General features: G+C 69.2%; 20 protein-coding genes and 1 tRNA gene. 11 read left to right on the top strand and 10 right to left on the bottom strand.

Features of this window, described 5'->3' with window-relative positions:
• Positions 1–6 precede the first annotated feature (6 nt).
• Together JWN21_RS10110 and JWN21_RS10115 are read left to right on the top strand one after the other, a co-directional pair.
• Positions 7–1,089, top strand: a complete 1,083-nt coding sequence (locus JWN21_RS10110; protein ID WP_299649281.1) for a UbiA family prenyltransferase — start codon at positions 7–9, stop codon at positions 1,087–1,089.
• Between the two features lie 124 nt (positions 1,090–1,213).
• The gene (locus tag JWN21_RS10115) at positions 1,214–2,308 is read left to right on the top strand and encodes a glycosyltransferase family A protein (RefSeq protein ID WP_299649284.1); all 1,095 of its coding nucleotides are present in this window, start codon (positions 1,214–1,216) and stop codon (positions 2,306–2,308) included.
• Positions 2,309–2,326: 18 nt separating this feature from the next.
• Here the strand turns inward: JWN21_RS10115 and JWN21_RS10120 are convergent, their stop codons facing one another.
• The 6 genes from JWN21_RS10120 to JWN21_RS10145 form a co-directional block, all read right to left on the bottom strand.
• Positions 2,327–3,292, bottom strand: coding sequence for a glucokinase (locus JWN21_RS10120; RefSeq protein WP_299649336.1), 966 nt, complete (start codon positions 3,290–3,292; stop codon positions 2,327–2,329).
• A 71-nt stretch (positions 3,293–3,363) separates the two neighbouring features.
• Entirely contained in the window at positions 3,364–3,543 is a 180-nt protein-coding gene (locus JWN21_RS10125) for a hypothetical protein (protein ID WP_299649287.1), read from the bottom strand.
• A gap of 327 nt (positions 3,544–3,870) precedes the next feature.
• A tRNA-Thr gene (locus JWN21_RS10130) sits at positions 3,871–3,945 on the bottom strand.
• Between the two features lie 301 nt (positions 3,946–4,246).
• The gene (locus tag JWN21_RS10135) at positions 4,247–6,052 is read right to left on the bottom strand and encodes an aminopeptidase P family protein (protein WP_299649290.1); all 1,806 of its coding nucleotides are present in this window, start codon (positions 6,050–6,052) and stop codon (positions 4,247–4,249) included.
• A 96-nt stretch (positions 6,053–6,148) separates the two neighbouring features.
• Positions 6,149–7,297, bottom strand: coding sequence for a serine hydrolase (locus JWN21_RS10140; RefSeq protein WP_299649293.1), 1,149 nt, complete (start codon positions 7,295–7,297; stop codon positions 6,149–6,151).
• A gap of 12 nt (positions 7,298–7,309) precedes the next feature.
• Positions 7,310–10,459, bottom strand: a complete 3,150-nt coding sequence (locus JWN21_RS10145) for a TonB-dependent receptor (RefSeq protein WP_299649295.1) — start codon at positions 10,457–10,459, stop codon at positions 7,310–7,312.
• A 229-nt stretch (positions 10,460–10,688) separates the two neighbouring features.
• Between JWN21_RS10145 and JWN21_RS10150 the strand changes: the two genes are divergently transcribed.
• Together JWN21_RS10150 and JWN21_RS10155 are read left to right on the top strand one after the other, a co-directional pair.
• Entirely contained in the window at positions 10,689–12,167 is a 1,479-nt protein-coding gene (locus tag JWN21_RS10150; RefSeq protein ID WP_299649298.1) for a permease, read from the top strand.
• Entirely contained in the window at positions 12,164–13,195 is a 1,032-nt protein-coding gene (locus JWN21_RS10155) for a serine hydrolase (protein WP_299649301.1), read from the top strand. Before JWN21_RS10150 ends, JWN21_RS10155 begins: the two co-directional genes overlap by 4 nt.
• Here JWN21_RS10155 and dacB read toward each other — a convergent pair.
• Together dacB and JWN21_RS10165 are read right to left on the bottom strand one after the other, a co-directional pair.
• Positions 13,192–14,595, bottom strand: a complete 1,404-nt coding sequence (gene dacB / locus JWN21_RS10160) for a D-alanyl-D-alanine carboxypeptidase/D-alanyl-D-alanine-endopeptidase (protein WP_299649304.1) — start codon at positions 14,593–14,595, stop codon at positions 13,192–13,194. The genes JWN21_RS10155 and dacB overlap by 4 nt on opposite strands.
• Positions 14,592–16,130, bottom strand: a complete 1,539-nt coding sequence (locus JWN21_RS10165; protein WP_299649307.1) for an amidohydrolase family protein — start codon at positions 16,128–16,130, stop codon at positions 14,592–14,594. The genes dacB and JWN21_RS10165 overlap by 4 nt, the downstream gene beginning before the upstream one ends.
• Before the next feature lie 77 nt (positions 16,131–16,207).
• On the opposite strand from JWN21_RS10165, the gene JWN21_RS10170 reads away from it, so the two are divergent.
• Positions 16,208–16,777: a DNA-3-methyladenine glycosylase gene (locus tag JWN21_RS10170; RefSeq protein ID WP_299649310.1), complete on the top strand. Its 570-nt coding sequence runs from the start codon at positions 16,208–16,210 to the stop codon at positions 16,775–16,777.
• The gene (gene xth, locus JWN21_RS10175; protein ID WP_299649312.1) at positions 16,774–17,601 is read left to right on the top strand and encodes an exodeoxyribonuclease III; all 828 of its coding nucleotides are present in this window, start codon (positions 16,774–16,776) and stop codon (positions 17,599–17,601) included. Before JWN21_RS10170 ends, xth begins: the two co-directional genes overlap by 4 nt.
• Here the strand turns inward: xth and JWN21_RS10180 are convergent.
• The gene (locus tag JWN21_RS10180) at positions 17,537–19,027 is read right to left on the bottom strand and encodes a lipopolysaccharide biosynthesis protein (protein ID WP_299649315.1); all 1,491 of its coding nucleotides are present in this window, start codon (positions 19,025–19,027) and stop codon (positions 17,537–17,539) included. The two genes, xth and JWN21_RS10180, sit on opposite strands and share 65 nt — an antisense overlap.
• 212 nt (positions 19,028–19,239) lie before the next feature.
• On the opposite strand from JWN21_RS10180, the gene JWN21_RS10185 reads away from it, so the two are divergent.
• On the top strand, positions 19,240–20,340 hold the full coding sequence (locus tag JWN21_RS10185) for a CDP-alcohol phosphatidyltransferase family protein (protein ID WP_299649318.1): 1,101 nt from the start codon (positions 19,240–19,242) through the stop codon (positions 20,338–20,340).
• On the opposite strand, the gene JWN21_RS10190 is transcribed toward JWN21_RS10185, so the two are convergent.
• Complete coding sequence (locus JWN21_RS10190) at positions 20,321–21,001, bottom strand: DUF2141 domain-containing protein (protein ID WP_299649321.1); 681 nt, start codon at positions 20,999–21,001, stop codon at positions 20,321–20,323. The genes JWN21_RS10185 and JWN21_RS10190 overlap by 20 nt on opposite strands.
• Between JWN21_RS10190 and JWN21_RS10195 the strand changes: the two genes are divergently transcribed.
• The 4 genes from JWN21_RS10195 (at position 21,000) to JWN21_RS10210 (ending at position 23,045) form a co-directional block, all read left to right on the top strand.
• A complete protein-coding gene (locus JWN21_RS10195) occupies positions 21,000–21,200 on the top strand; it encodes a hypothetical protein (RefSeq protein ID WP_299649325.1) in 201 nt (66 codons plus the stop codon). The two genes, JWN21_RS10190 and JWN21_RS10195, sit on opposite strands and share 2 nt — an antisense overlap.
• Before the next feature lie 11 nt (positions 21,201–21,211).
• Complete coding sequence (locus tag JWN21_RS10200; protein WP_299649328.1) at positions 21,212–21,502, top strand: aminotransferase class V-fold PLP-dependent enzyme; 291 nt, start codon at positions 21,212–21,214, stop codon at positions 21,500–21,502.
• 138 nt (positions 21,503–21,640) lie between these two features.
• Entirely contained in the window at positions 21,641–21,841 is a 201-nt protein-coding gene (locus JWN21_RS10205; RefSeq protein ID WP_299649331.1) for a hypothetical protein, read from the top strand.
• A gap of 43 nt (positions 21,842–21,884) precedes the next feature.
• Positions 21,885–23,045: an alpha-hydroxy-acid oxidizing protein gene (locus JWN21_RS10210; RefSeq protein ID WP_299649334.1), complete on the top strand. Its 1,161-nt coding sequence runs from the start codon at positions 21,885–21,887 to the stop codon at positions 23,043–23,045.
• Positions 23,046–23,294: the final 249 nt, after the last annotated feature.

The following is a 23,294-nucleotide window of genomic DNA, read 5'->3' on the forward strand; positions in this document are numbered from 1 at the left end:
AGTTCGATGTCGCTCCGCTTGAAGCTCGGCCGTGTCGCGGTGGTGACCCGTGCAGGCGAGTGGTGGGGCCACAAGCTGGCTTCCATCCTGTGCGGCTTCCTGCTGACCCTGGCGCTGCTCGGCGAGGGCGTCGCACCCCACTGGCTCGCGCTGCTGACCGTGCTGGGCTCGCTCGTACCGGGCGCCGCCTATGTCAGCATCGTCAACGACGTCACCGACATCGCTGCCGATGCGGCCGCCGCCAAGCCGAACCGGATGGCCGATCGAACGTCGCTCCAGCGTGCCGGGGCCATTTCCCTCAGCCTCGCGGGCGGCCTGGTCTTCGTTTGGATATGGCGCCATCAGGAGGTGCTGCTTGCCTGCTACGGTGCCGCGTGGCTGTCCTTCACGCTGTACTCGGTGCCGCCGATCCGCCTCAAATGCCGGGGCCTGGCGGGGGTCGTCGCCGACGGCGCGGGCGCGCAGCTCTTCCCCACGCTGACTGCCGTACTCGCCGCCTACGCCGCAGCCGGCGTCGCGCCCGATCCGCTGTGGCTCTGCGCAATGTCCGCCTGGGCGCTCGCCTATGGCCTGCGCGGCAACCTGTCGCATCAGCTCCGCGACCGTGACGCGGACCTCCGCGCGCGGAGCAATACCTTCGCCGCCCGCCGCAGCCGCGCCGCGACGGAACGGGTGACCGCAATGGCCGTCTTCCCGATCGAGGCTGCGGGTCTCGCGGTCGTTCTGGCGTTGCTGGGATGGATTCTCCCAATCGTCGCTCTCGGCCTTTATGCCGTCCTGGCGGCTCGCAGGGCACGGCGGTGGAGCGTGCGGCCGGCGCTGACGGCCGGGCGGCCGCTCGATCAGATCGTGATGCACGAATATTACGACGTCTTCCTCCCGGTGGCGCTGCTCGCCGGCACGGCCGCCCGGCATCCGCCCGACTGGATCATCGCCACGCTGCTGATCGTGCTTTTCCGCGCGCGCTTCCTGCAGAGCCTCGCGGATGCACGGCGGCTGATCGCGCTGCCCGCTGTCCGGGAGGGTCGCCGCTTCGCGGGCAAGCTGGCACGGCTGCTGGGCATGCGCCACCGGCCCCGCTCGCGATGAGCGGCGGGCCGGCAGCGGCTGGTCCGGCTTCTACACGTCCGTCGTCACGCTTTGCGCTCCTGCATTCTTGATCTAGATCGAGTTTGCGGCTGCCTTGGGGCGGGGGCCTCGAGGGGAATGTTCGTTGAAGCTGTCGCACGTGCAACCGGGCTGCGGCCCGGCTCCGAAGTTGAGCGTGGTGATGCCGGTGCGAAACCTCGCTCCGTTCGTGGCGAGGAGCGTCGCCAGCATTCTCGACCAGAGCTTCCGCGACTTCGAGTTCCTCATCCTCGACGACGGGTCCACGGACGGCACCACCGAAATCCTGCGCGAACTCGCCGGCAAGGACAAACGCATCCGCTTGTTCGAGCGTAAGGACCGTCTCGGCCCCGCCGGCAGCTCCAACTTCGTCGTCGAGGAGTCTCGCGCGCCGCTCGTCGCACGCATGGACGGTGACGACATCTCGCACCCCGACCGCCTTCGCCAGCAGGTCGAGGTGCTCGAGAGGAACCCAGGGACTTGCCTTGTCGCCTCGCTGTGGGAGGGGATCGACGAAAGTGGACGCCGCGTCCGGCCTCGCGACCGATCGTCGCTTCGCCGGCGTTCCCCGTTCGCGCCCTTCACCCACGGATCGATCATGTTCCGGCGCCAGGCTTTCGATGGCTGCGGAGGCTATCGGCAGGGGGCCGACTTCTGGGAGGACCTCGACCTTTACGGCCGCATGGGGGATCACGGCAACCTCCTGGTGCTACCGGCCGCCTTGTACCAGCACCGCGCATCGGCGCTCAGCACGCGGCTGACTTCGTCGCGCGATGTCGTTGAGGATTCGATCGACCGGATGTTCCGGCGCACGCTTCGAATGCCGCCGCGCAGCGCCGCCGTCGGACCTGGCAAGTTGCTGCCGCAGGTGTTCGTGTCGCTCGGCTCGACGCTCGTATGGGCCGGACGGCGCCCCGGCATGCTCCGCCGCATCCTCACCAAAGGCGAACTGCGACTGAACTTCACGACCGCCACCCTCCTTGCCTGGGCGCTCTGGGCGGAGGTCAGTCCGGTCAGCCTTCGATTTTGCCTGGCGAAGCTGGTCGCCGGCCGAGACCACTGGAGTGGGCGGCAGATCGGCGAGGCATCCGCATTCCGGTGGCCGCCCGCCGTGTCCCCGGCCTCGGGCGACAGTAGCTTAGCGCGCGCCCGCGCAGCCGTCCGACGATCTCCATTCGGCGCTCGGCCCCGAACGGGCTGATCAACGCCGCGAGGCCCCTCAGCTATGTCGCTGGGCGAAAGCGGCGGCCGCGCCGAACAATCCCGGCTGGGGGTGGGTCAGGATCCTGACCGGGATACGGGCCATCGCCGGCCTGAACCGGCCCTTGGCCACGAAGCGTTCGCCAAATCCCGATCGTAGCAGATGGTGCCTCAGCCGCAGGCCCAGGCCGCCCGCGACGACGACGCCATCGGCGCCATGCGCAAGGGCAAGATCGCCCGTCACCGCACCCAGAGCCAGGCAGAACCGGTCGAGCGCCGCAAGCGCGAGCGGGTCCGTGCCGGACAGCGCCCCGGTCCAGATCGCCCGGTCGCCGCGGCTCGTGACGGGCAGACCCTCGAGCGCGGCAATCGTTTCATAGATCGCCACGATCGCGGGGCCCGAGCAGACCCGCTCGGTGGACACGCGCGTGAAAAGGGGGCGAAGCCGCGCCACGATGGCGTCCTCGATGCTGTCCAGCGGAGCATAGTCGACGTGCCCGCCTTCCGTCTCGATCACCTGATAGCCGTCGTCGCGCCGAACCACCTGCGCCACACCCAGCCCCGTTCCCGGCCCGCATACCGTCGTCACGCCGTGGGCGGGCAGAGGCTCGTCCGGACCGCAGAGATGGACGAAGTCGCTGGCGGGAAGCCGCGCGACGGCATGGGCGACCGCGCCGAAGTCGTTGACCAGCACGAAACGTTCGATGTCCAGCCGTTCGCCGATCAGGGCGGGCCGGATGATCCAGGGATTGTTGGTCAGCTTGATGATGTCGCCGCCGATGGGCGAGGCGACCGCGATTCCCGCCGCTCGCGGCAAGGCGCGGCCCAGCCTTTCGCCAAAGGCGGTCCAGGCCGTCTGCAGGCTGGCGTGGTCGGCCGTCGGCAGGGTGACGGCCTCTCCCATCCGTTCGACCCGGCCATCGTTCACGGTCGCGATGGCGAACCGCGCGTGCGTGCCGCCGATGTCAGCTGCGACGATCTCCAGCTTGGCCTCCTCTGCTACAGCCTACGGCTTGCTTCACTCCCCCGGTCCGACCGGGGCTCACGGCGCGTGGGTCACGCGTCGGTCTCACGATCCTCGATCGTCTCGGGCCTTCCGCCCTTGTCGGCGCGTCCAGGTCCGTCCAGTCGAAGACGATGCCGGCCGCCGCGGCGATCGCGGGCAGGCGAATGGGTCCGGCGCGAGCAGACGCTGATCCGGTCGGTCACGGCGGCGATCTGCGGATGGAGTGGCACGGTGTTCCCCGCTTCGTACTGCCGGTTCGCCGGTTCGCCGGATCGTCCGGTTGTGCGTGCGCGCGCCGCTCAGGGCAAGGAGATCGCGGGCGTTTCGCCGCGCCAGCCGTGCAGGCTCGCGCCGGCCAAGGAGGCGGCGGCGGTATAGCGGACCTCGACCGCCCGGCTGACGGCGATGATCACGATTCTGGATGATGTGGATTGGTCACGCGAGACGTGACAGCGTTACTGCAACAGCCGTTAACCGGTGCGGCGGGCATCTGGTGATGGCCCGGCGATAGCCCGAGTGGTGAGCCGGCTCCGAACGAGGCCTAAGTTGCTAAAAAATGGTGCTGCCGGTGAGGATTGAACTCACGACCTCAGCCTTACCAAGGATGCGCTCTACCACTGAGCTACGGCAGCATCCGGCCAGTCGGCGGACGCGGCGGGCTAGAGCGGAGGCGGTTCCTCTTGTCAAGGACGCGCGGAGGCGGTTCCTCTTGTCAAGGACGCGCGGCGGCGGTTCCTCTTGTCAACGACGCGCGGAGGCGGTCCTTGTCATGGCGGATGCCCGGGCGCAGGATCGCACCATGACAGAAAAGGAAGCGCGCGAGGCTCGGCTGGCGGCCCAGCTGCGCGAGAACCTTAAGCGACGCAAGGCAGCCGGGCGGGGGGAGCCTGAGACATCGTCCACCCGCGACGTAAACGGGCCCCCGGCAGACGCCTAGCCGATCGGCGCGCACTTCGCGGCGAGCCAGGCCCGCTCTTCGTCGTTCAGCGCCGCACCCAGCTTCGCCACCACCTGTGCGTGATAGTCGTCGAGCCACGCGCGCTCCTGCGGCGACAGCAGTTCGGCAACGATCAGGTCGCGTTCGATCGGCGCCCAGGTGAGCGTCTCGAAGCCGAGCATCGCGCAGTCCGCATCGCCGCCCGCGATCTCGCGCGGTTCCACCAGCACCAGGTTCTCGATGCGGATGCCGTACTCGCCGGTCTTGTAATAGCCGGGTTCGTTGGACAGCATCATGCCAGCAGCCAGTGGCTCCAGCGACGCGCCGCCGGGGTAGTTGGGCGCGGCGATCCGCTGTGGCCCCTCGTGCACCGACAGATAGCTGCCGATGCCGTGGCCCGTGCCGTGGGGGTAATCGAGCCCAGCTTCCCACAAGGGCGCCCGCGCGAAGGCGTCGATCTGCGCGCCCATCGTGCCGTCCGGAAACACGGCGGCGGCAATGGCGATGTGACCCTTGAGCACGCGGGTGAATCGGTCGCGCATTTCCGGGGTGGGCGCACCCACCGGCACGACCCGCGTCACGTCCGTGGTGCCGTCGGCGTACTGGCCACCGGAGTCGATCAGGAACAGCTGGCCGGGCTGGATGGCGGCGTTCGACGCCTCCGTCACATGATAATGCGGGATCGCGCCGTGCGCGCCCGTCGCCGAGATGGTGTCGAACGAGCTGTCGAGGTGCAGCCCGGTGGCGTCGCGGAACGCCAGCAGTTTGGCCGCCGCCGAAAGCTCGGTCTGATCGCCGCCGGGCAGCGCCGCTTCGGCCCAGCGCAGAAAGCGCGTCAGCGCCGCGCCGTCGCGGATCGACGCCGCGCGGTGGCCGGCGATCTCGGCGGGGTGCTTGATCGCCTTCATGAGCACGACCGGATCGCGCAGCGATACGATCGTGGCGTCCGCGTGGGCGAGCAGGTCGTTTATCTCCGCGGCCGCACGCTCGGGATCGACCACGACGCGCTTGCCGGCCAGCGACGTGAAGAAGGGCGCGTCGAAGGCGGTACGGTCGTGCAGCCGCACCGCATTGCCGAGGTGCTGGCGAACGCGCTCGTCCACCTTGTCGGGCGCGACGAACAGATCGGTGGTGCCGTCGGCGTTGACGACGGCGTAGCTCAAGGCGACCGGCGTGCGGGCAACGTCCGCGCCGCGCACGTTCAGTGTCCAGGCGATCGAATCCAGCGCGGTCAGCACCACCGCGTCCGCGCCCTGCTCTCTCAGCCAGTCGGCGATCATGCCGCGCTTCTCGGCGGACGAGCGGCCGGCGGCGGGATGGTCGTACAAGGTCAGCGGGGCGTCGGACGGGCGGGGACGGTCGGCCCAGATCGCGTCGATCGGGTTGTCGACCACGGCCACCAAAGTCGCTGCCAGGCCACCTTGCAGCCGGGCGTGCGTCGCGTTCACCCAGCTGTCGGTGTGCAGCCAGGGATCGTAGCCGATCGCGTCACCGTGCTCCGCGTTGGCGACCAGCCAGTCGGCGATCGACGTGCCGGGCACCTCCACGAAATCCCAGTTGCCCGGGTCGACCTGCTCGCGCACCTGCAGCGTGTAGCGGCCATCGACGAAGATCGCCGCCTTGTCCGCCAGCACCACCGCTGAGCCGGCCGAACCCCCAAAGCCCGTCAGCCAAGCCAACCGTTGCGCATAGGCACCGACATACTCGCTCTGGTGTTCGTCGGTGAGCGGGACGACGAACCCGTCAAGGCCACGGGCAGCGAGTTCGGCGCGCAGCGCGGCGAGGCGTTCGGCATGGGTCATGCGCCGGCTTTGCCAGAAGCTGCGGCAGCTCGCTACTCACGCCACGCCCCGGCATCGTCATGAGCATTTGGCGTGCCTTGCGGTCTTGATGGCGGCCTAAGGCACGGGCGCAACTGCGCCGCGCGCGAGCGTCTTTTCGGTGGCGTTGAACCCGGGCGCGTCCGGTACGTCGGTGGCGAAATACGCGACACCCGTGCCGGCCGCCGGGTCGATCCACAGGCCCGAGCGCAGGCCATAGGCTTCGCCCGCATGGCCCCAGCGCGCGCGGCCGTCGCCGAACGGATCGTCCCGGCAACGACCGGGAGGCTGTTGGGGCGTGGCGAGGAACGTGACCGCGAGACCGTAGCGACAGTAGAAGCCGTCGCTGGTGTCGCCGTTGCTCCCGTCGGACGTCCAGAGCGGCCGCGCCAGCAGCGCGACGGAGCGCGGCGACAGCAGCCGCACGCCATCCACCGTGCCACGCCCGAGCAGCAGCCGGCCGAGCGTGGCGAGCCCGCGCGCGGAGATGCGCAGGCCACCCTGCGGGGAAAAGCTGGCGCCGTTCGCGCCTGCTCGCCAGCCTGAAAGGTCGCAGCTGCCGCCCCGCGCGCGGGTGACCGGGCAGCCCGCGACTTCCGCTGCGCTGTCCTTGGTCGGCTTGCCCGCGCGGTAGATCACGACCGCGCGCGCCCTGGTGGCCGGCGTGCAGCTCGCCCAGTTGAAGCACGCGTCGAGCTTGAGCGGCCGCAGCACCAGCCGGTCCATCAGCCGGTCGAACCGCTCGCCGGTGGCGCGTTCCATCACGGCGGCGATGATGGGGAAGTTGAGGTTGCCGTAGCGGAAGAAGGTGCCGGGCGGATGCTCGGCGTCCCATGCCTTGGGATCGGCAAGCACCGTGTGCATCCGCGCGTCGAGCGGCAGGACATAGTCGACGCCGTCATTGATCCCCGATCGGTGGGAGAGCAGCAGCCGGAGCGTGATAGGGCGATCGGGGAAGCCGGGGTGGCGCAGGCGCCAGCCGAGTCGCCTCGACACGTCCGCATCGAGGTCGAGCCGGCGCTGCTCGACCAGCCGCATGACGGCGACCGCGACGACCAGCTTGGAGACCGACGCGACGCGAACGGGATCGTCGGGCGTGATCGCGCGACCGCTTTCCCGGTCGGCCACCCCGCTGACGCTGACCGCCGTCTCGCCGCGCCGGTCGAACGCCACCCGCACCGTGGCGACCGGCTGCGCGGCGGCGAGGAGGAGCGGCGTCAGCACCATGTGCTTACGGGTCTAGAACTTCACCTCCGTCGAGATGGTGAACGACCGTCCGCGCGGGTCCGCCACGCGCGGCTCCCAGCTGCTGCCCGCGCCGGTAGCGCTGTCGTAGGTGATCGCAAAGGGCGGATCGGTATCCAGAAGGTTTCTGACCCCTGCGGTCAACGAGAAGCCCGGAGCGACACGAACTCCCGCCGTCAGATTGTAGATGATGTAATTATTGACGCGCGCATTGTAGTCAGGCCGACCCAGTGCGGCCGCAATGTTGCGGTTGTTCCGATAGCCATTGCGGAAAATCTGCGAGAAGGAAAAGTTGAACTGTTCATCCGTCCAGCTGATGAAAGCATTGTGCTTCCACTTCAGGCCCAGGTCACCTGCATAGGTGAACACCCCGACCCGGTCCTCCCAAGGCGCGACGTCGACCAGTTTCTCCTTCTTCTCGATCAGGTAGGTGCCGTCCAGGCCCGCAGTCAACGTACCGCCGGCGACGTCGAAGCCGCCACGGAGCACCACTTCAAGGCCCTTGGTCGAGCGTAGCCCCAAATTGCCGATCTGCAGGTCGACCGCCTGGATGATATTCGTCCCCGGCGCTCGAACGATGCGCGACGGGAAGAACGAAGCATAGCGCAGCGCTTCTTGGACGGTCGGCGCTCCGATCACGCCATCAACGTCGATCGACCAGAAATCCAGCGAAGCCGAAAAGTGCCGCGTCGGCTGGAACACCACGCCGGCGCTATACTGCGTGCTTTCCTCGGGTCCGACGTTCAGGTTGCCGCGCGTTACGGACACGGCATTGGAATTTTGCGACGCGATCGACACGCATCCGGCCACACCGGCAGTTACGATGCCGTTCGGGCACAGCGCCGGGTCGCCGGTGCTCGCGCTGTTCAGCGGCGATTCGGTCACGCCGTTGAAGATCTGGTTGAACGTCGCCACGCGGAAACCGGTGTTGTAGCTGCCCCGGAACATCAGCCATTCGACCGGCCTGAACTTCGCCGTCACTTTGGGATTGGTGGTGGTGCCGAAACCCTCATACTCGTCGATGCGCGCGGCGGCGGTGATCTCCAGTTCGTTGAAGATCGGAAAGGATATCTCGCCATAGGCGGCCTTTACGTCGCGTTTGGCGGCCGGCAGCGCGTTCGCGTTGTCGAACGCCGCGTTGAAGATGACCGGCTGGCTGGCGGCCGCAGCGGACGACCCGTTGAAGCGGTAGCTCTCGCGCCGGTAATCGACGCCCAACGCCACCTGTACATCGCCGCCGGGTAGCGCGAACAGCCGCCCAGCGACCGAGCCGTCGAACTGCGTCACCTCGTAACGACCGCCGTACAGCACCGCGCCGCGCGCAGAAACCGCTTCCAGTCCCGCCAGAGCCGCCGCCGACTGGGTGACGGAGAAGGGGTTGAGGATGCCCGAATTGAAAAGACCGACGATGCCCGGCGCGGTTGCGCCCGGCGCGGTAGGCGCGCGGGTGTCGACACCGCCGACCACGGCTCCCGGAATGCCCGCGGTGCTCCCGGCGTTGCCCACGGTCGTGTTCGTGTACACACCCGTATAGTGATAGCCTGACCCCAACACCGAGCTGCTCTCGCTTTTGGCGTATGACGCGCCCACACGATAGTCGAAGCCAGCGACCAGCGGCCCTTCCGCGCCGATTGCGCCCCGGAAGGTCTCGGTCGTGGTTTCGTACTCGCGCGTACCGCACGCGGTGCAGCGGTAGCGGAAAGTGATCGGCTTGCCGTAGTTGCCGACCGCGTCGACCGTCCGATCCCCAGGTGCGCCGATTGCGGGGAACACGCCGGCAATGCGGCTATAGACGTCGTTGTACGTCGCTGCCGTCAACGCATTCAGCGGATAGGCGATCGGCAGGCTGGTATTGTTGGCGCTGTACTGATTTTCCGAGAAGCGTTTGGATGAGTTGGCGTCGGAACCGGTCACCTCTGCGAACAGCTGGTGCTTGCCCAGGTTCATGGTGCCGCGCGCGTAATAGGTCAGCGTCTCTATCGGCTGTTGCAGCACCGCCGCGCGGCCCGTGTCATAGGCGCAGGCGAACCGCGCGCTGGGCGTCTGCCACAACTGCTCGTCATAGGCGAAGCCGCCTTCAACCGACTCGCAGCCAGCCCCGCCGGGCAGGTCGAGAAAGTTGATGCCGCCATTGGCCAGAATAGTGGTGCCGGGGATAAACAAGGCCTGACGACCATTGGTGCCATCCAGCGCGGTGCCGGTTGCGCCGCCCGTCGTCCCACCCAGCAGCGTTCCGTTCTGGGTAATGCCGACGTTCGCCGCGGTCGGGTTGATCGGGAATGCCGTCGCGATGGGCGTGCCACGCGTGTCGGCGGACAAGCCGCGATTGGGCTGGTTGCTGTTCACGAAATCGCGGTCGCGGCCGAACAGCGCGCCGTTCCAGCTCTTCGACACCGCGCCCATGATGTTGAAGCCCTGCGACGCCAGATCGCCATAGCCCGCGGTCGCGGACAGCCGGTACACCGGCGAGTCCCCCCGCTCGGTAATGTCGGTGAAGCCCTGCAGCGACAGGCCGCGGAAATCCTTCTTGGTGATGAAGTTGATGACCCCGCCGATCGCGTCGGTGCCGTAGATCGCCGACGCGCCGTCCTTGAGCACCTCGACGCGGTCGATCGCGGCGAACGGGATCTGGTTCACGTCGACCGCAGAGCCCGTGAGGCCGTGGGCGGCGACGCGGCGACCGTTGAGCAGCACCAGCGTCGAGGCGGAACCCTGGCCGCGCAGGTTGGCGGCGGACAGCCCGTTGGTGCCGCGCTGTGCGCCACTCGTCACGTCCGAATTGGAGGAAAGATTGTCAGCACCGTTGCCGTTGGTGGACAGGAAGGAGATCAGCTGTTCGGGGCTGTTGATGCCCTCGCGCGCCAGATCGGCGGTGGTGACGATCTGCAGCGGCAGCGCCGAGTTGTTCGGGTCCTGCTTGATGCGCGAGCCGGTGACCAGCACTTCGCGCGGATTGTCGCTGCTGTTGCCGACCTGCGCGTCGTTGGCCTGCAGGCCCGCGCCGTCGGTGGGCGTCTGGGCGCCGGTGGGCGTCGTGCCCGGCGGGGTCGTCTGCGCCTGCGGCACCTGCGCATGCGCCGCCACGGGCAGCAATGCCGCCAGCGCCACGCCCGTCAGCCACGTCCGTCCAACCACATTGCGCATCGTAAAACCCCCGTCAGCCTTTGCGGCGTTGTCGGCCGCAATAAGCAACAAATCCGTCGCATTGCGCCAGCGGTTTTTTCTGGGTGGCCTCCGATGATCTCCCCAGTGTGGCTTTGCGGCGGCAGGGCAGGGTAGTATTGGCGAGCGGGAGCGCTCATCCTTCCGCCGGGGAAGCGAGAACGCACCGGGGCATTGACGCCGTCGTTGTCCGAGCCCCACGAATGCCGGCGTGACTGCCGCGCCGACAACACCAAGCCCCGGCCGTCTGGCGCTGTGGGGGTTGCTCGGGTTCTCGGCCGGGCTGCCGTTCACGATGTTCTCCACCGTGCTCGCGCTGCGGCTGGCGGAACATGGCGTCGGGCTGGTGGTGATCGGCTTCTTCGCCTGGGTGACGCTGCTGCCGACGTTCAAGTTCGGGTGGGCGCCGCTGGTGGACCGGTTCGACATTCCCGGATTCGCGCGCTTCTGGGGCAGGCGGCGCGGGTGGATCATGCTCAGCCAGCTCGGCATCGCTGGCTCGCTGGTCGCCCTGGCGGTGACCGGCGGCGACGACGATCTCGCGATCACGGCCCTGTTCGCGGTCCAGCTCGCCTTCTGGACCACGACGCTGGAGGTTGCCGTGGACGCCTGGCGGATCGAGCTGGCGCCGACCCCCGAGTTGCAGGGGCCGATCGTCGCGGCGAACCTGTGGGGTTATCGCTCGGCGATGGTGGCGGCCGGCAGCGGCGCGCTGATCGTGGCGGAGTTCGGCGGCTGGACGGCGGCGTACCTGCTGATCGCCGCAGCGGCGTTCGCGCCCTTTCCGGTGCTCGCCACCTTGCCCCGGGCGGCCGATGGCGGCGGCGGCCGCCCGGCCGCGCTGGCGGTCGGCACGCTGGCGACCGGGGGGATAGTGTTGGCGGTGGTCGCGATCAGCGCGGTGGCGGGTTGGCTGGTGCTGGCCGTGGCGACCGGGGCCGGGATCGGCGCGCGGACGAACGTCACACCGGCCGTGCTGGCGATCTGCCTGCTGCCGTTCGTCGCACTGGCGCTGGCGCTGCCGCGCATCAACCGGGCCTCGGCCGACGATCCGCTGCGCACCTCGGTCGCGATCGGACCCTATGTCGATGTGTTCTGGCGTTATGGCTATGCGGCGCTCGCGATCCTGCTGTTCGTGTCGCTGTACCGGATGGGTGACGTCCTGGCGCTGACGCTGGCCAAGCCGATGATGTACTCGATCGGCTATACCAAGGCCGCGATCGGGCTGGCGGACGGCACGGCGGCGCTGGCGGCGAGCATCGCCGGGGTCGCGGTAGGTGGGTGGCTGGTGATGCGCGCGCCGCTCCCGCTGGCCCTGGTCGCGGGCGCGGTGGCGGCAGCGTTGGGGAATTGGGGGCTGGTGTGGCTGGCGCACCAGCCAGTCGGAACGGCGGCGCTCTACGCGGCCACGGCGGCCGATCAGTTCGGCAACGGCCTTGCAGGCGCGGTGTTCGTGGTGTGGCTGTCGATGCTGGTGAACCCGCGTTTCGCCGCGGCGCAATATGCGCTGCTGTCGGGGTTCGCTTTCCTGTTGCCGCGCCTGCTGGCGGGCGCATCGGGCGCCATGCAGGTGCGGATCGGCTATGATGGCTTCTTCTGGCTGGCGGGCGGGCTTAGCGCGGCGGCGCTGCTGGTGCTGCCGTTCGTCGCGCGGGTGCGGGCGCGGCCCAATCCTGACCATAAAACATGATCGACGCGGCGTTCGCACCTGCGCTCGCGGCAGTCGAGGCGGGTGTTATCCCCGGCGCGACGCTGGGCATCGTCGCCGGCGACGGGCGGCAATGGGTGCGGGTCGCCGGCTGGGCCGCGATCGAACCCGATCGCGAACCGCTGACCGCTGACCACTGGTTCGATCTTGCCTCCCTCACCAAGCCGATCGCCACGGCAACGATGGTCCTGACGCTGGCGGAGCAGGGCCGGATCGACCTCGACCGGCCGTTGACCGACGCGATGCCCGACCTGCGTCAATATGACATGGCCGCACCTGAGCGACGGCTGACGTTCCGCGACTGCCTGGTGCATCGAACGCACCTTCCCGCTGTCGAGCCGATCTACACCTATGGCGACGATCCGGACCGGCTGCGCGCGTTCATCCTGCAGCGCGAGTGGCGCGCCGGTCCACCGGTCTATTCGGACATCGCCTACATGCTGCTCGGGGTCGCGGTCGAGCGGCTGACCGGCGCGCCGCTGTCGGCGTGGCCGCTCGGCAAGGGGTTGAGCTACGGTCCGCCACCCGGCCCGGCAGTGGCAACCGAGCAATGCACCTGGCGCGGGCGGGTGCTGAAGGGCGAAGTGCATGACGAGAATGCCTTCGCGCTCGGCGGCCAGGCCGGGCATGCCGGACTGTTCGGCACCGTCGCCGGCGTGCTCGGATTTGCCAAGGGGCTGCTCGACGGCAGCGCCGCGCCCGGCATGATCGAGGCGATGCGCACGCGCGGGCATGCGGATCGGACCTGCGGGTGGGAGGGGCGCTTCGACGGGTGGCATGGCGGCGGGGCGTGCTCGCACGAAACGATCGGACACACCGGCTTCACCGGCACCGGTCTGTGGATCGACTTCGAGCGCGGGCTGGCCTGGACGCTGCTCACCAATCGGGTTCACCCGACGCGTCACGGCGCGGACGCGATCTTCGCGCTGCGACCGGCGGTGGGGAACGCGGTGATCGCCGCGTTTGGAGACGCTCCGTCACGCCGGACTCGATCCGGGGTGACGGACTAGTTCGCGTCCGCCACCTTCTCCAGGGCCGCATCGATCGCCGCCGTCGCACTGACGTCGCCGGGCACATCGTTGGCATAGGCGGCGAACGTCAGCGTCCGCCCGCTCTTCGCGACCATGTAGCCCGCCAACGCATTGGTCTGGTTCAGCCCGCCGGTCTTGGCAGCGATCCTGCCGACCAGCGGCCCGGTCAGGAAGCGCCGCCGCAGCGTGCCTTCACCTCCACCCGGCAGCGTCGCGCGCCATCTCGCGCCCCAGCGCTGCGCCGCTGCCCAGCGCAGGAAGGTGACGGTCGCGCGTGGGCTGACGCGGTTATAGCTCGACATCCCCGACCCGTCGGCAAGGTCGTACGCGGTGCGCGGCACGCCCGCCCGCGCCAGCATCGCCCGCACCGCCGCCTGTCCGTCGGCGATCGAGCCGGTGCCGCGCACCCGACCGACCCGGCGCAGCAACAGCTCGGCATAGACGTTCTGGCTCACCTTGTTGGTGATCGTCGCCGTGTCGGCAAGCGGCGGCGGGGAGAGGCGGGCCAGCGCGGGTGGCTCGGGTGGCCGGGCCATAACCGCCCCTCGCTTCAGCGGATCGTCACTATCGTCGAGCCGGCGGTGGCGGGTCTGCACCGCGCCGGTGACGCGCACGCCCCGCGCGCGCAGCATGCTCGCGAGCAGCCAGGCGGCGCGATGTGCCGGATCGTCGACGCCGAGCCGCACCGTGCGCGCCTCGCTGACGGTGCCGGTCAGCCGCACCGCCGTGCTGCCCGGCGGCCGGTCGAACCCGAGCGCGGTCGTCGCACCGCGGGTCGCGCGGTTCTCCACTCGGTAATAGCCGTCGTTCGTCACGACCGGCGGCTTGCCCGGCGCGACCGTCAGGGGCCATTCGTTGTTGTCGATCGTCAGCGCCGAGATGCCCGTCCCCGATGGCGTGGGCATGTTGTTCCAGCTCATGCCGGGACTCCAGCGCTGATCGGGGAACCAGCTGTCGTCGCCGATCACGTCGCCCACCGTTCCGGCTCGCGCGGCGATCGCATCGGCGAGCGTGGCGAGGCAATCGGCTGCGCAGTCGGTGGCGCTGGACAGCCGCGCATCGCCGCGCCCGGTCAGCACCACGTCCGGCGCGCGGCCCGGGCGGAGGTCCAGCCGCACCGATGCACCGCCCGGGGCGTCGGGGCGATCGAGGTCGATGCCACTGTCGAACAGTGCCGCCGTGGTGAACAGCTTGGTGTTCGAGGCAGGGACGAAGCGTTGGTCCGGCAGCAGTGCCACGATCTCGCGCCCGTGCTCGTCCGCGACCACAAGGCCGAACCGCGCACCCGGGGGCGCGGCGGCGAGGTCGGCGGCGATCCGCTGTTCCAGGCCGGCGGGCGCCGCGGCGAGCAGCAGCAGCGCCAACAGCCACCTTCTCACCGGCAGGTTCCCGGCGTGGGCGTGCGGGGCAAGGCACGCCCGGCGGCGGCACCGGTGAGCTTGCCGCCATCGACCGCGATCACGCCGTTGACGAGCACGGTCCTGACCCCCGCCGCCGGTAGCGTCGGTCGGGCATAGGTCGCGCGGGCGGTGTAGCGCGCGGGATCGAACACCACGACATCGGCAAAGGCGCCGGGTCTCAGCCGCCCCCGGTCGACCAGACCAAAGGTGTCGGCGGTCAGTGTCGATCCGCGCTCCACGAACTCGCGCGGCGTCAGCACTCCCGTGCGGACATAATCGGCCCATTTTCGCGCAAAGCTGCCCCACGCGCGCGGGTGGCCGGTCGACGCGTCGGAGCCGGTCATCACCCACGGCTCGCGCATGAAGGCGCGGATGTCGCGGTCGCTCTGGTTGAACGACGCGACCGCCGGATCGTGGCGGCGGATGACGGCGATGGCGGCGTCGATCGGGTCGCCGCCGAGCTGCGCGACTGTGCGGCCCGCCTGCTCTCCATCCGTGATCAACAGCGCCGCCGCGCCACCGCGTCGCCGCAGATTTTCGGTCATGTCCAACCGCAACTTCGACGCCTTGTTAAGCCGCTGCATCCGGGCCAACATCGCCGCGCGCCCGCCATCCTGCGCCCAGCCGGGAACGAGCGCCGCGACCAGGCTCGTGCCGCTGGCGGTCCACGGATATTGATCCGCCGTGACACGCTGGCCGCGCGCACGCGCGGCGCGGACGGCGGCGATCACGCGCCCGCTCTGCCCCTGCACGTCGACGCCCAGCGCCTTTATGTGGCTGATGTTGACCGGCAGCTTCGCGTCGCGGCCGATCGCGATGGCCTCCGCGACGGCGGCGTGCAGCCCGACGGTGTAGCTCGATTCGTCGCGAATGTGGCTGTCGTACATGCCACCCCGCGCGCCCGCTTCCCGCGCGAGCGCCACCACTTCGGCGGTCGTGGCGAAGCTCTGCGGGGCATAGAAGAGCCCGGTCGACACGCCCAGCGCGCCGCTGCACATCGCCCTCGCGACCAGCCCCCGCATCCGTGTCAGCTCGCCCACGTCCGGCACCCGCGCGGCGGATCCGATCACGGCTTGGCGCACCGAGCCGAACCCGATCCAGGCGGCGTAGTTGATGCCGACCGGTCTGGTGCCGGCGCTCCCCAGCACGGATGCGACATCCACTGCGCCGCCGCCATCGTTGCCGATGAACGCGGTGGTGACGCCCTGCAGCAGGAACGCCTCGATCAGCCGCGCCCGCGCGTCAGACGAAGCGAGCTGTTCGCCCAGATGCGTGTGCGGGTCGATGAAGCCGGGCGCGACGATCAGCCCACGTGCGTCGATCACGCGACGGCCGGTCACGGCGAGGCGTTTGCCGGTGGCCGTGATCCGATCCCCGGTGAGGGCCACGTCGCCGATGAACGCTGCCGCAGACCCGGGGTACACTGCGCCGCCGCGGATCAGCAGGTCGACGACTGGTGGCGCGGGCGCGACCCCAAGCGTCAACATCGCCGCCAGACTGACCCACCACCGCATGTCAGCAAGCGTCGCGGAGCGCCGTGGCGGCGTCAAGCGGCTGGCGTTCGTGGCCCGCTCTGCGCCATGACAGCGCCATGCCTCCCGGCTTCTACACCCAGCCCGTGCTCGACCTCGCCCGCGCCCTGATCGGCTGTACTCTGACCATTGAAGGCGTCGGCGGGATGATCGTGGAGACCGAGGCGTACCACGCCGGCGACCCCGCTTCGCACAGCCACGCCGGGCCGACGTCACGCAATCGCGCGATGTGGGGACCGGCGGGGTATGCCTATATCTACCGCATCTACGGCATTCACTGGTGCCTCAACGTCGTCGGCGGGGACGAACCGGGCGCGGCGGTGCTGATCCGCGCGTTGCAGCCGACGCACGGCCTTGATCGTATGCGGGCGCGGCGCGGGATAACGGACGAGCGCGCCTTGTGCAGCGGTCCGGGCAAGCTGTGCCAGGCGCTCGGCATCACGGGGGCGCTCGACGGTCATACGCTCGCCGCGGCTCCCTTCGCGCTCACTCCCGGCGAACCGCTGCCGACCGTGACGGGTCCGCGCATCGGCATCAGCAAGGCGGCGGACGAGCCCTGGCGCTTCGGCGTCGCCGGCTCGCGCTTTCTCAGCCGACCTTTTCCTCCGCCGAACGTTCAACCGGCGTGAGGATCGCGACATACAACGTCAACGGCGTCAACGGCCGGCTGCCCGTGCTGCTGCGCTGGCTGGCCGAGACGCAGCCGGACGTGGTGTGCCTGCAGGAGCTGAAGGCGCCTGACGAGAAATTCCCCGCCGCCGCGATCGCGGATGCCGGGTACGAGGCGATCTGGCACGGGCAGAAGAGCTGGAACGGCGTCGCTATCCTCAGCCGCATCGGCACGCCCGTGGAGACGCGGCGCGGTCTGCCGGGCGACCCCGACCCTGCGCAGAGCCGCTACATCGAGGCGGCGGTCGCGGGCGTGCTGGTCGGCGGGCTGTACCTGCCCAACGGCAATCCGCGGCCGGGCCCGAAATTCGAATACAAGCTGCAATGGTTCGAGGCGCTGATCGCCCACGCCGCCGACCTGCTGGCGAGCAATGCCCCAGTGGTGCTGGCCGGCGACTTCAACGTCATGCCGACCGAGCTGGACGTCTACAAGCCGGAACGGTGGACCGAGGACGCACTGTTCGCGCCGGAGGTGCGTGCGCTGTATGCGCGTTTGGTGGCTCAGGGGTGGACGGACTCGCTGCGCCATCTGCACCCGGACGAGACGATCTATACCTTCTTCGATTATTTCCGGAACGCCTATGCGCGCAATGCCGGACTGCGCATCGACCACCTGTTGCTCAGTCCATCACTGGCGGGGCGACTGAGCGCGGCCGGGGTCGATCGCGACACGCGCGGATGGGAGAAGACCAGCGACCATGCGCCTACTTGGATCGAACTCAAGCCGCCTCGAACCCGGAAAGCCGCAGGCTCGCGCCCGTCGCGCGCAGCCACAGCGCCATGACGACGGCGTAGGTCGCCAGCCCCGCCGCCATCGCGGCCACGTCCCCGAACGGCCGAACCAGCAGCACCGCGCCTGCTCCAAGTCCGGCGGCGACGAGCGGCCCGGCGGGGTGTGCCAGCGGCACGGTAACGCCGAACCGCCGCCGCAGCGTCCAGGCCCGCATCGCGGCGCGCGCGAGATAGCCGGCCAGCACCGCCACCGCCGCGCCGGTAAAGCCCAGCACGGGCAGCAGCAGCACCGCCGCGACCACTCCCGTGACGATCCCCGCGACCGTCTGCACCAGCCCGATCCGCGGGTTGAGGTAGACGAACATCAGATCGCCCGTCCCGAATGCCGCGTGCACCACCTCCGCCGCCGCGAGCAGCACCAGCGCGGTCGCCGCGATGCCAAAGCCGGGTCCGAATGCCTCGAGCAGCGGCTGCCCGATCGCCAGCAGCGCCAGCAGCACGGGCAGCTGGATCGCGAGCACCAGCCGCACCGCCGAGGCGAGCGCCGCTCCCGCCGCGGCACTGCCGCGCATCGCCACGGTGCGCGCGACCAGCGGTACCAGCAGCCCGTCGAAGCTCTGCCGGACCTGGCGGATCGGCGTGCAGATCTGCTGCGCCATCGTGTAGATGCCTGCCGCCCGCGTACCTAGCAGCGCGCCCACCAAATACAGGTCGAACCGTGCGTAGATGCCATTGAGCAGGTCGGTCGCGGTGTTCGGCGCGAGCGTCCGCGCCAGCTGCGTCAGGCGACGTCGGTCCGGGCGGTAGCCGGCCAGGCCAAAGCCACCGAACGACCGTTGAATACCCATCAGCGCAAAGGCGTTGACCGCGACATTGCCCGCCCAGTAACCGGCGATCAGTGCCCAGGCAGGGACCCCCGCCATCCAGCCCGCGACCGCGACCGCGAGCTGCGTGTAAGGCTCGACGATGCTGCGCCCGATCACCTCATAGCGGATCGCATGACGCCATCGGCTGGCGGCCAACAGCACGTCCACCAGCGTCTGCCCGGCGATCATCGGCGCCAACCAGAATATCGCGGCGGCGGCACCGCTGACGGGGAGGCCGCCCATCACGGTCGCGACGACGGCCATGATCGCCAGCGCGAGCGCGCCGCTCGCGGTCAGCACCAGGACAACGGCATCGGCGACGATGTGAGTTGGCGAGCGCCGGCTGTCGTCGGGCTCGCCCGCCTCGTTCGCGTCGAGCAGCTGGAATATGACCTTCTTCAGCGACAGCCCCGCCAGACCGACGCCGCTCTCCACCACCGCGACGCCCAGGCTGTACGCGCCGAACAGCGCCGGCCCGAACAGCCGGCCGGCGATCAACAGAAAGCCGACCCGCGCGCCCATCTTGACCAGGAACCCCGCGCCGGTCGCGAACGCACCGCGCATGACGAGCCGGTGCGCGTCATCATCTTCCGGAGGGTTCTCGGCCGTCACCTCCGCCGCTCTATCGCCGAGCTTGCGGCAGATCGCGACAGCGGAGGGGTGTCGATGCGGACAAGGTGTGGCGCCACGCTATATCTCCGAGCCGGAAACCATCGGCCCGCGCCGCGCGGGTTTAGCGTCCGCCGCCGCGTCAGGGCAAGCGTGCCGCCGTTGCGCCACCATTGGGTCTCGTCTTCGCCAACCCTCTTGTTCTACAGCGACTGATGAACAATCGAGATGTTCCAGGCGTCACCGCCGCTACGAGACTGCTGGTGCGCTTCACTGACCAGGCAGCGGCCAATCGCCGGGTGGCGGGCATGTCTGCCGCCGGACGATGGCTGGCGGTCGCACGCGCGGCGGGAATTCACGACGTCGCGTTCGTGGCGCCCGACGCAGTGCAGTGGCCGTTGGCGACGCGCGATGATTTTGCCCGCGTCGGCGGCGCGGCCGACTTGCCGTCGCTCAGCGCAAGTGCTGCCCTGTCCCCTGATGCACGCGTTGTCGACGGACGCTTCCTGCTCACGGCGAAACTGCTGGCGCGCAACGGTCCGGTCGGCGACGACACGATCGATCTTGATGGGTCCGACGCGGCGCGGCGCATCATTCGGGCAACGTCCAAGCGTTCGGACGGCATCGTCTCGCGCTGGATCAATCGTCCCGTTTCCCAACGGATCACTCAGGCGCTGTTGATGACACTGCCCCGCATCCAACCATCGCACATGACGCTGGTCGTGGCGGCGGTGGCGATCGCGATGGTGCTCGCATTGGCGACCGGCGGCGCGGCGGGATTGGTGTGGGGCAGCGTCCTGTTCCACGTCGCCAGCGTGCTCGACGGCGTCGACGGCGAGATCGCGCGGGCGGCGCATCGCAGTTCGTCGGCCGGCGCGGTGCTGGACACCCGCGTCGATATGCTCACCAACATCGGCTATTTCGTCGGTATGTCCGTCGCATTGACGCGGCTGTATGGCGGCTTGCAGGCGACCGTCGGCGGGCTGGCGGTGTTGTTCGCGCTAACCGGGCTGGGCACCACCGCCTGGCTGCTCAGAAAGATCGACCGGCCGGGCAGCTTCGACGTGGTGAAGCTCTACTACCGCGAACGTTTCCCTGGGGGCTGGCAGTGGCTGGTGACGGAAACGCTGGTAGCGATGACCAGTCGCGACTTTTTCGCCCTTGCCTTCCTCATCCTGGTAGTGACCGGCTTCGGCTGGACGGCGTCGTGGCTGCTGCTCGGCTTCGCCGCGATCTATCTGGCGTTCGTGCTGGGCGCGGTTCCGGGTGTGCTCCGCTCCGGCTCGAGGCCCGAGGTCAGGGGTATTTCAGCCTGACGCCGGCTTCGCCGTTGTTACGCGCGACGAAGCGCACCGAGCCAAAGCTGGGCAGGCCGAACAGGGTGGAGGCATTGTTCGAAAAGCCATAGGCTTCCTTGGGAAGACCCAGGCCGCTGCGGTTCAGCTTACGGTTCGCGTCCTGATCGTGGTACACGGCGAGCGCATAGGTGCCCGGCGCCGGCAGGTGGATGCAGACCCTGGTAGTGCCCGCGACGGCTGGGACGCGACCCACATAGAGCGAGCCACGCTTCGCCAGGAACTTCTTGCGAATATCGGCATAGAGCGTGACCGCGATCAGCCCGTTGGCGTTACGCACATTGCTGACGTTGACGTACAATCGGGTGTCCGACGGCGCACCCGTGCAACCCTCGCTCTGCGCCGCGGCGGGCGCTGCGAGCGCGGTCAGGACGAGGGCGAACGGGAACAGGCGCATAGGAATCGGCTTTTCTGATCGGAGACGGTTATTGCTGCCTTCAACGGCGGCGGATCGCAACGGCCTTGCATCGGCGACCATGGGCAGGACATGAACGACGTGGTGAGCTTTCCGATCCATGCCGTCCGTGCGCGCTTTCCGGCGCACGATTTCCCGACCTTCACCGCGTGCGTTCTTCGACGCTCCCGGTGGCACGCAGGTCTGTGAGAGCGCCATCGTCCGCATGCCCGCGCATCTGCGCGAGGGTACCGCGAACAGCGGCGGCGCCTTCGCGACTTCGCAGGCGACCGACGCGTTGAGCCATGCGGCGCACGCGGCGATGACGGACCTGTGTGGCGGGCGAGCGGACGAGATCGCGTTCGGGCCCAACATGACGTCGCTGACGCTCGCCGCGTCGCGCGCGCTTCCGGGGGCTGGGGAGTAGGGGACAATCTCGTGGTCACGCGGCTGGATCACGACGCGGACGTCGCACCGTGGCTGGCGGTCGCGGCGGATCGCGGGATGGAGGTACGCTGGCTCGACTTCTCACCCGAGACGGGGCGGCTGGACGTGACCGCTCTGCTCGCGCTGGTCGCCCCGCGGACGCGGCTGGTCGCGGTGGGTGCGGCGAGCAACGCGCTCGGCACGCTGAACGACGTGCCCGCGATGGTCGGGACCGTGCGCGCGGGCAGTGACGCGTTGGCGCCGAGGTCGCGCCAGCCGCCAACAGCCGCCGCGCACGGCTGATCGCGGCAATGGAGGCGAGCGCGGAATACGAACGCGCGTTTGGGTAAGCGTTTGCTGGCCGGCTTCGAGGGTATTGCCGGGTTGAAGCTATTTGGATGCCGACAATGGCCGGGCGGATGCCGACCTTTGCGTTCTCGATTGCCGGTCACCACCCCGACTGGAGTCGCGCTGCACCTCGCCGCTCGCGACCTCTGCGCCTGGTCCGGGCACTTCTATGCGGTCGAGGCGATCCGCCGGCTGGGGCTGGAGGAGGCGGGCGGTCTCGTACCGGTCGGCCTTTGTCATTATAGCACGGCCGACGAAGTCGATCGGCTGATCGCCGGGCTGGAAGAACTGTAACACCTCCGTTCGTGTCGGGACGAACGGAGCGGGAGGACGAACGATGCCGCATTTCGGCGACTACCAGAACCTGATCTACGGCGCCGGGCTGCAGGGAGTGATCCCCCGCGTGCCGGTCGATTTCGCATCGCTGGAGGCGCGCGCGACGGCGGTGTTACCACCGCAGACGCTTACCTATGTGCAGGGCGGATGCGGGGACGAACACACGCAGCGACAGAACGCCGAGGCCTTTCACCATTGGGGCATGGTGCCGCGCATGATGGTGGACTCGCGCCACCGCGACCTGTCGGTCGAACTGCTCAGCCTGAGGCTGCCGTCGCCGCTGTTCATGGCACCGATCGGCGTGACCGGCATGTGCACGCAGGACGGCCATGGCGATCTCGCCGCCGCGCGCGCTTCCGCCACAACCGGCGTGCCGCTGTGCGCGTCCACGCTGTCCAACGATCCGCTGGAGGACGTGGCAAAGGCGTGCGGCGACACGCCGGCGTTCTTCCAGCTCTATACGCCCAAGGACCGCGATGTGGCCGAAAGCCTGATCGGCCGCGCCGAGCGCGCCGGGTACAAGGCGCTGGTGGTGACGCTGGATACGTGGGTCACTGGTTGGCGGCCGCGTGACCTGAACGTCGCCAATTTCCCGCAGCTGCGCGGGCATGTGCTGTCCAATTATTTCGTCGATCCGGCTTTCCGCAAACTGCTTAGCCGACCGCCAGAGCAGGACCCCGCGAGCGCCATCGGCACCTGGGGCGCGACGTTTGGCAAGGTGCTGACCTGGGATGATATGGCTTGGCTGAAAGCGTCGACGAAGATGCCGATCGTCTTGAAGGGCATCTGCCACCCCGACGACGCCCGGCGCGCGGTCGATGCGGGCGCGGATGGGATCTATTGCTCGAACCATGGCGGGCGGCAGGCGAACGGCGGCATAGCTGCGATCGATATGCTGCCCGGCGTCGTCGCGGCGGCCGGCGATGTGCCGGTTCTGTTCGATTCAGGCATCCGGTCGGGCACGGATGTGGTGAAGGCGCTGGCGCTCGGCGCGCGTGCGGTGGGAGTCGGGCGGCCTTATTCCTATGGGCTGGCGCTGGACGGCGACGCTGGCTGCGCGCACGTGCTCAAGTGCCTGCTCGCGGAAGCGGACCTGCTGATGGCGGTCAACGGCTATCCCACGATCGCGGCGGTGCGCGAGGCGGGAGCGGTGCGGGTTTGAGGGCTGACCCGCGGCTGCTCTTCCTGGACTGAAGCCGTGGCCTAACCCGCGACGCGGCCGACTGGACCCCGGCTTCCGCCGGGAGGGCTGAATCAGCAGCGCGCCAGCAGTTCTGCCGTCAGCGCCTGCTCCCGCGCGATCGCGTCGGCGAGCGGCGCGTAAGGAACGCGGCCCGCCGCGTGCGGGGTATGCTCAACCATCCCGGTCGGACGATCGCGCCGGTCGTCCCAGCCGGGATGGTTGAGGATC

This window comes from Sphingomonas bacterium, from assembly GCF_028292945.1.
Lineage (GTDB): Bacteria > Pseudomonadota > Alphaproteobacteria > Sphingomonadales > Sphingomonadaceae > Sphingomonas.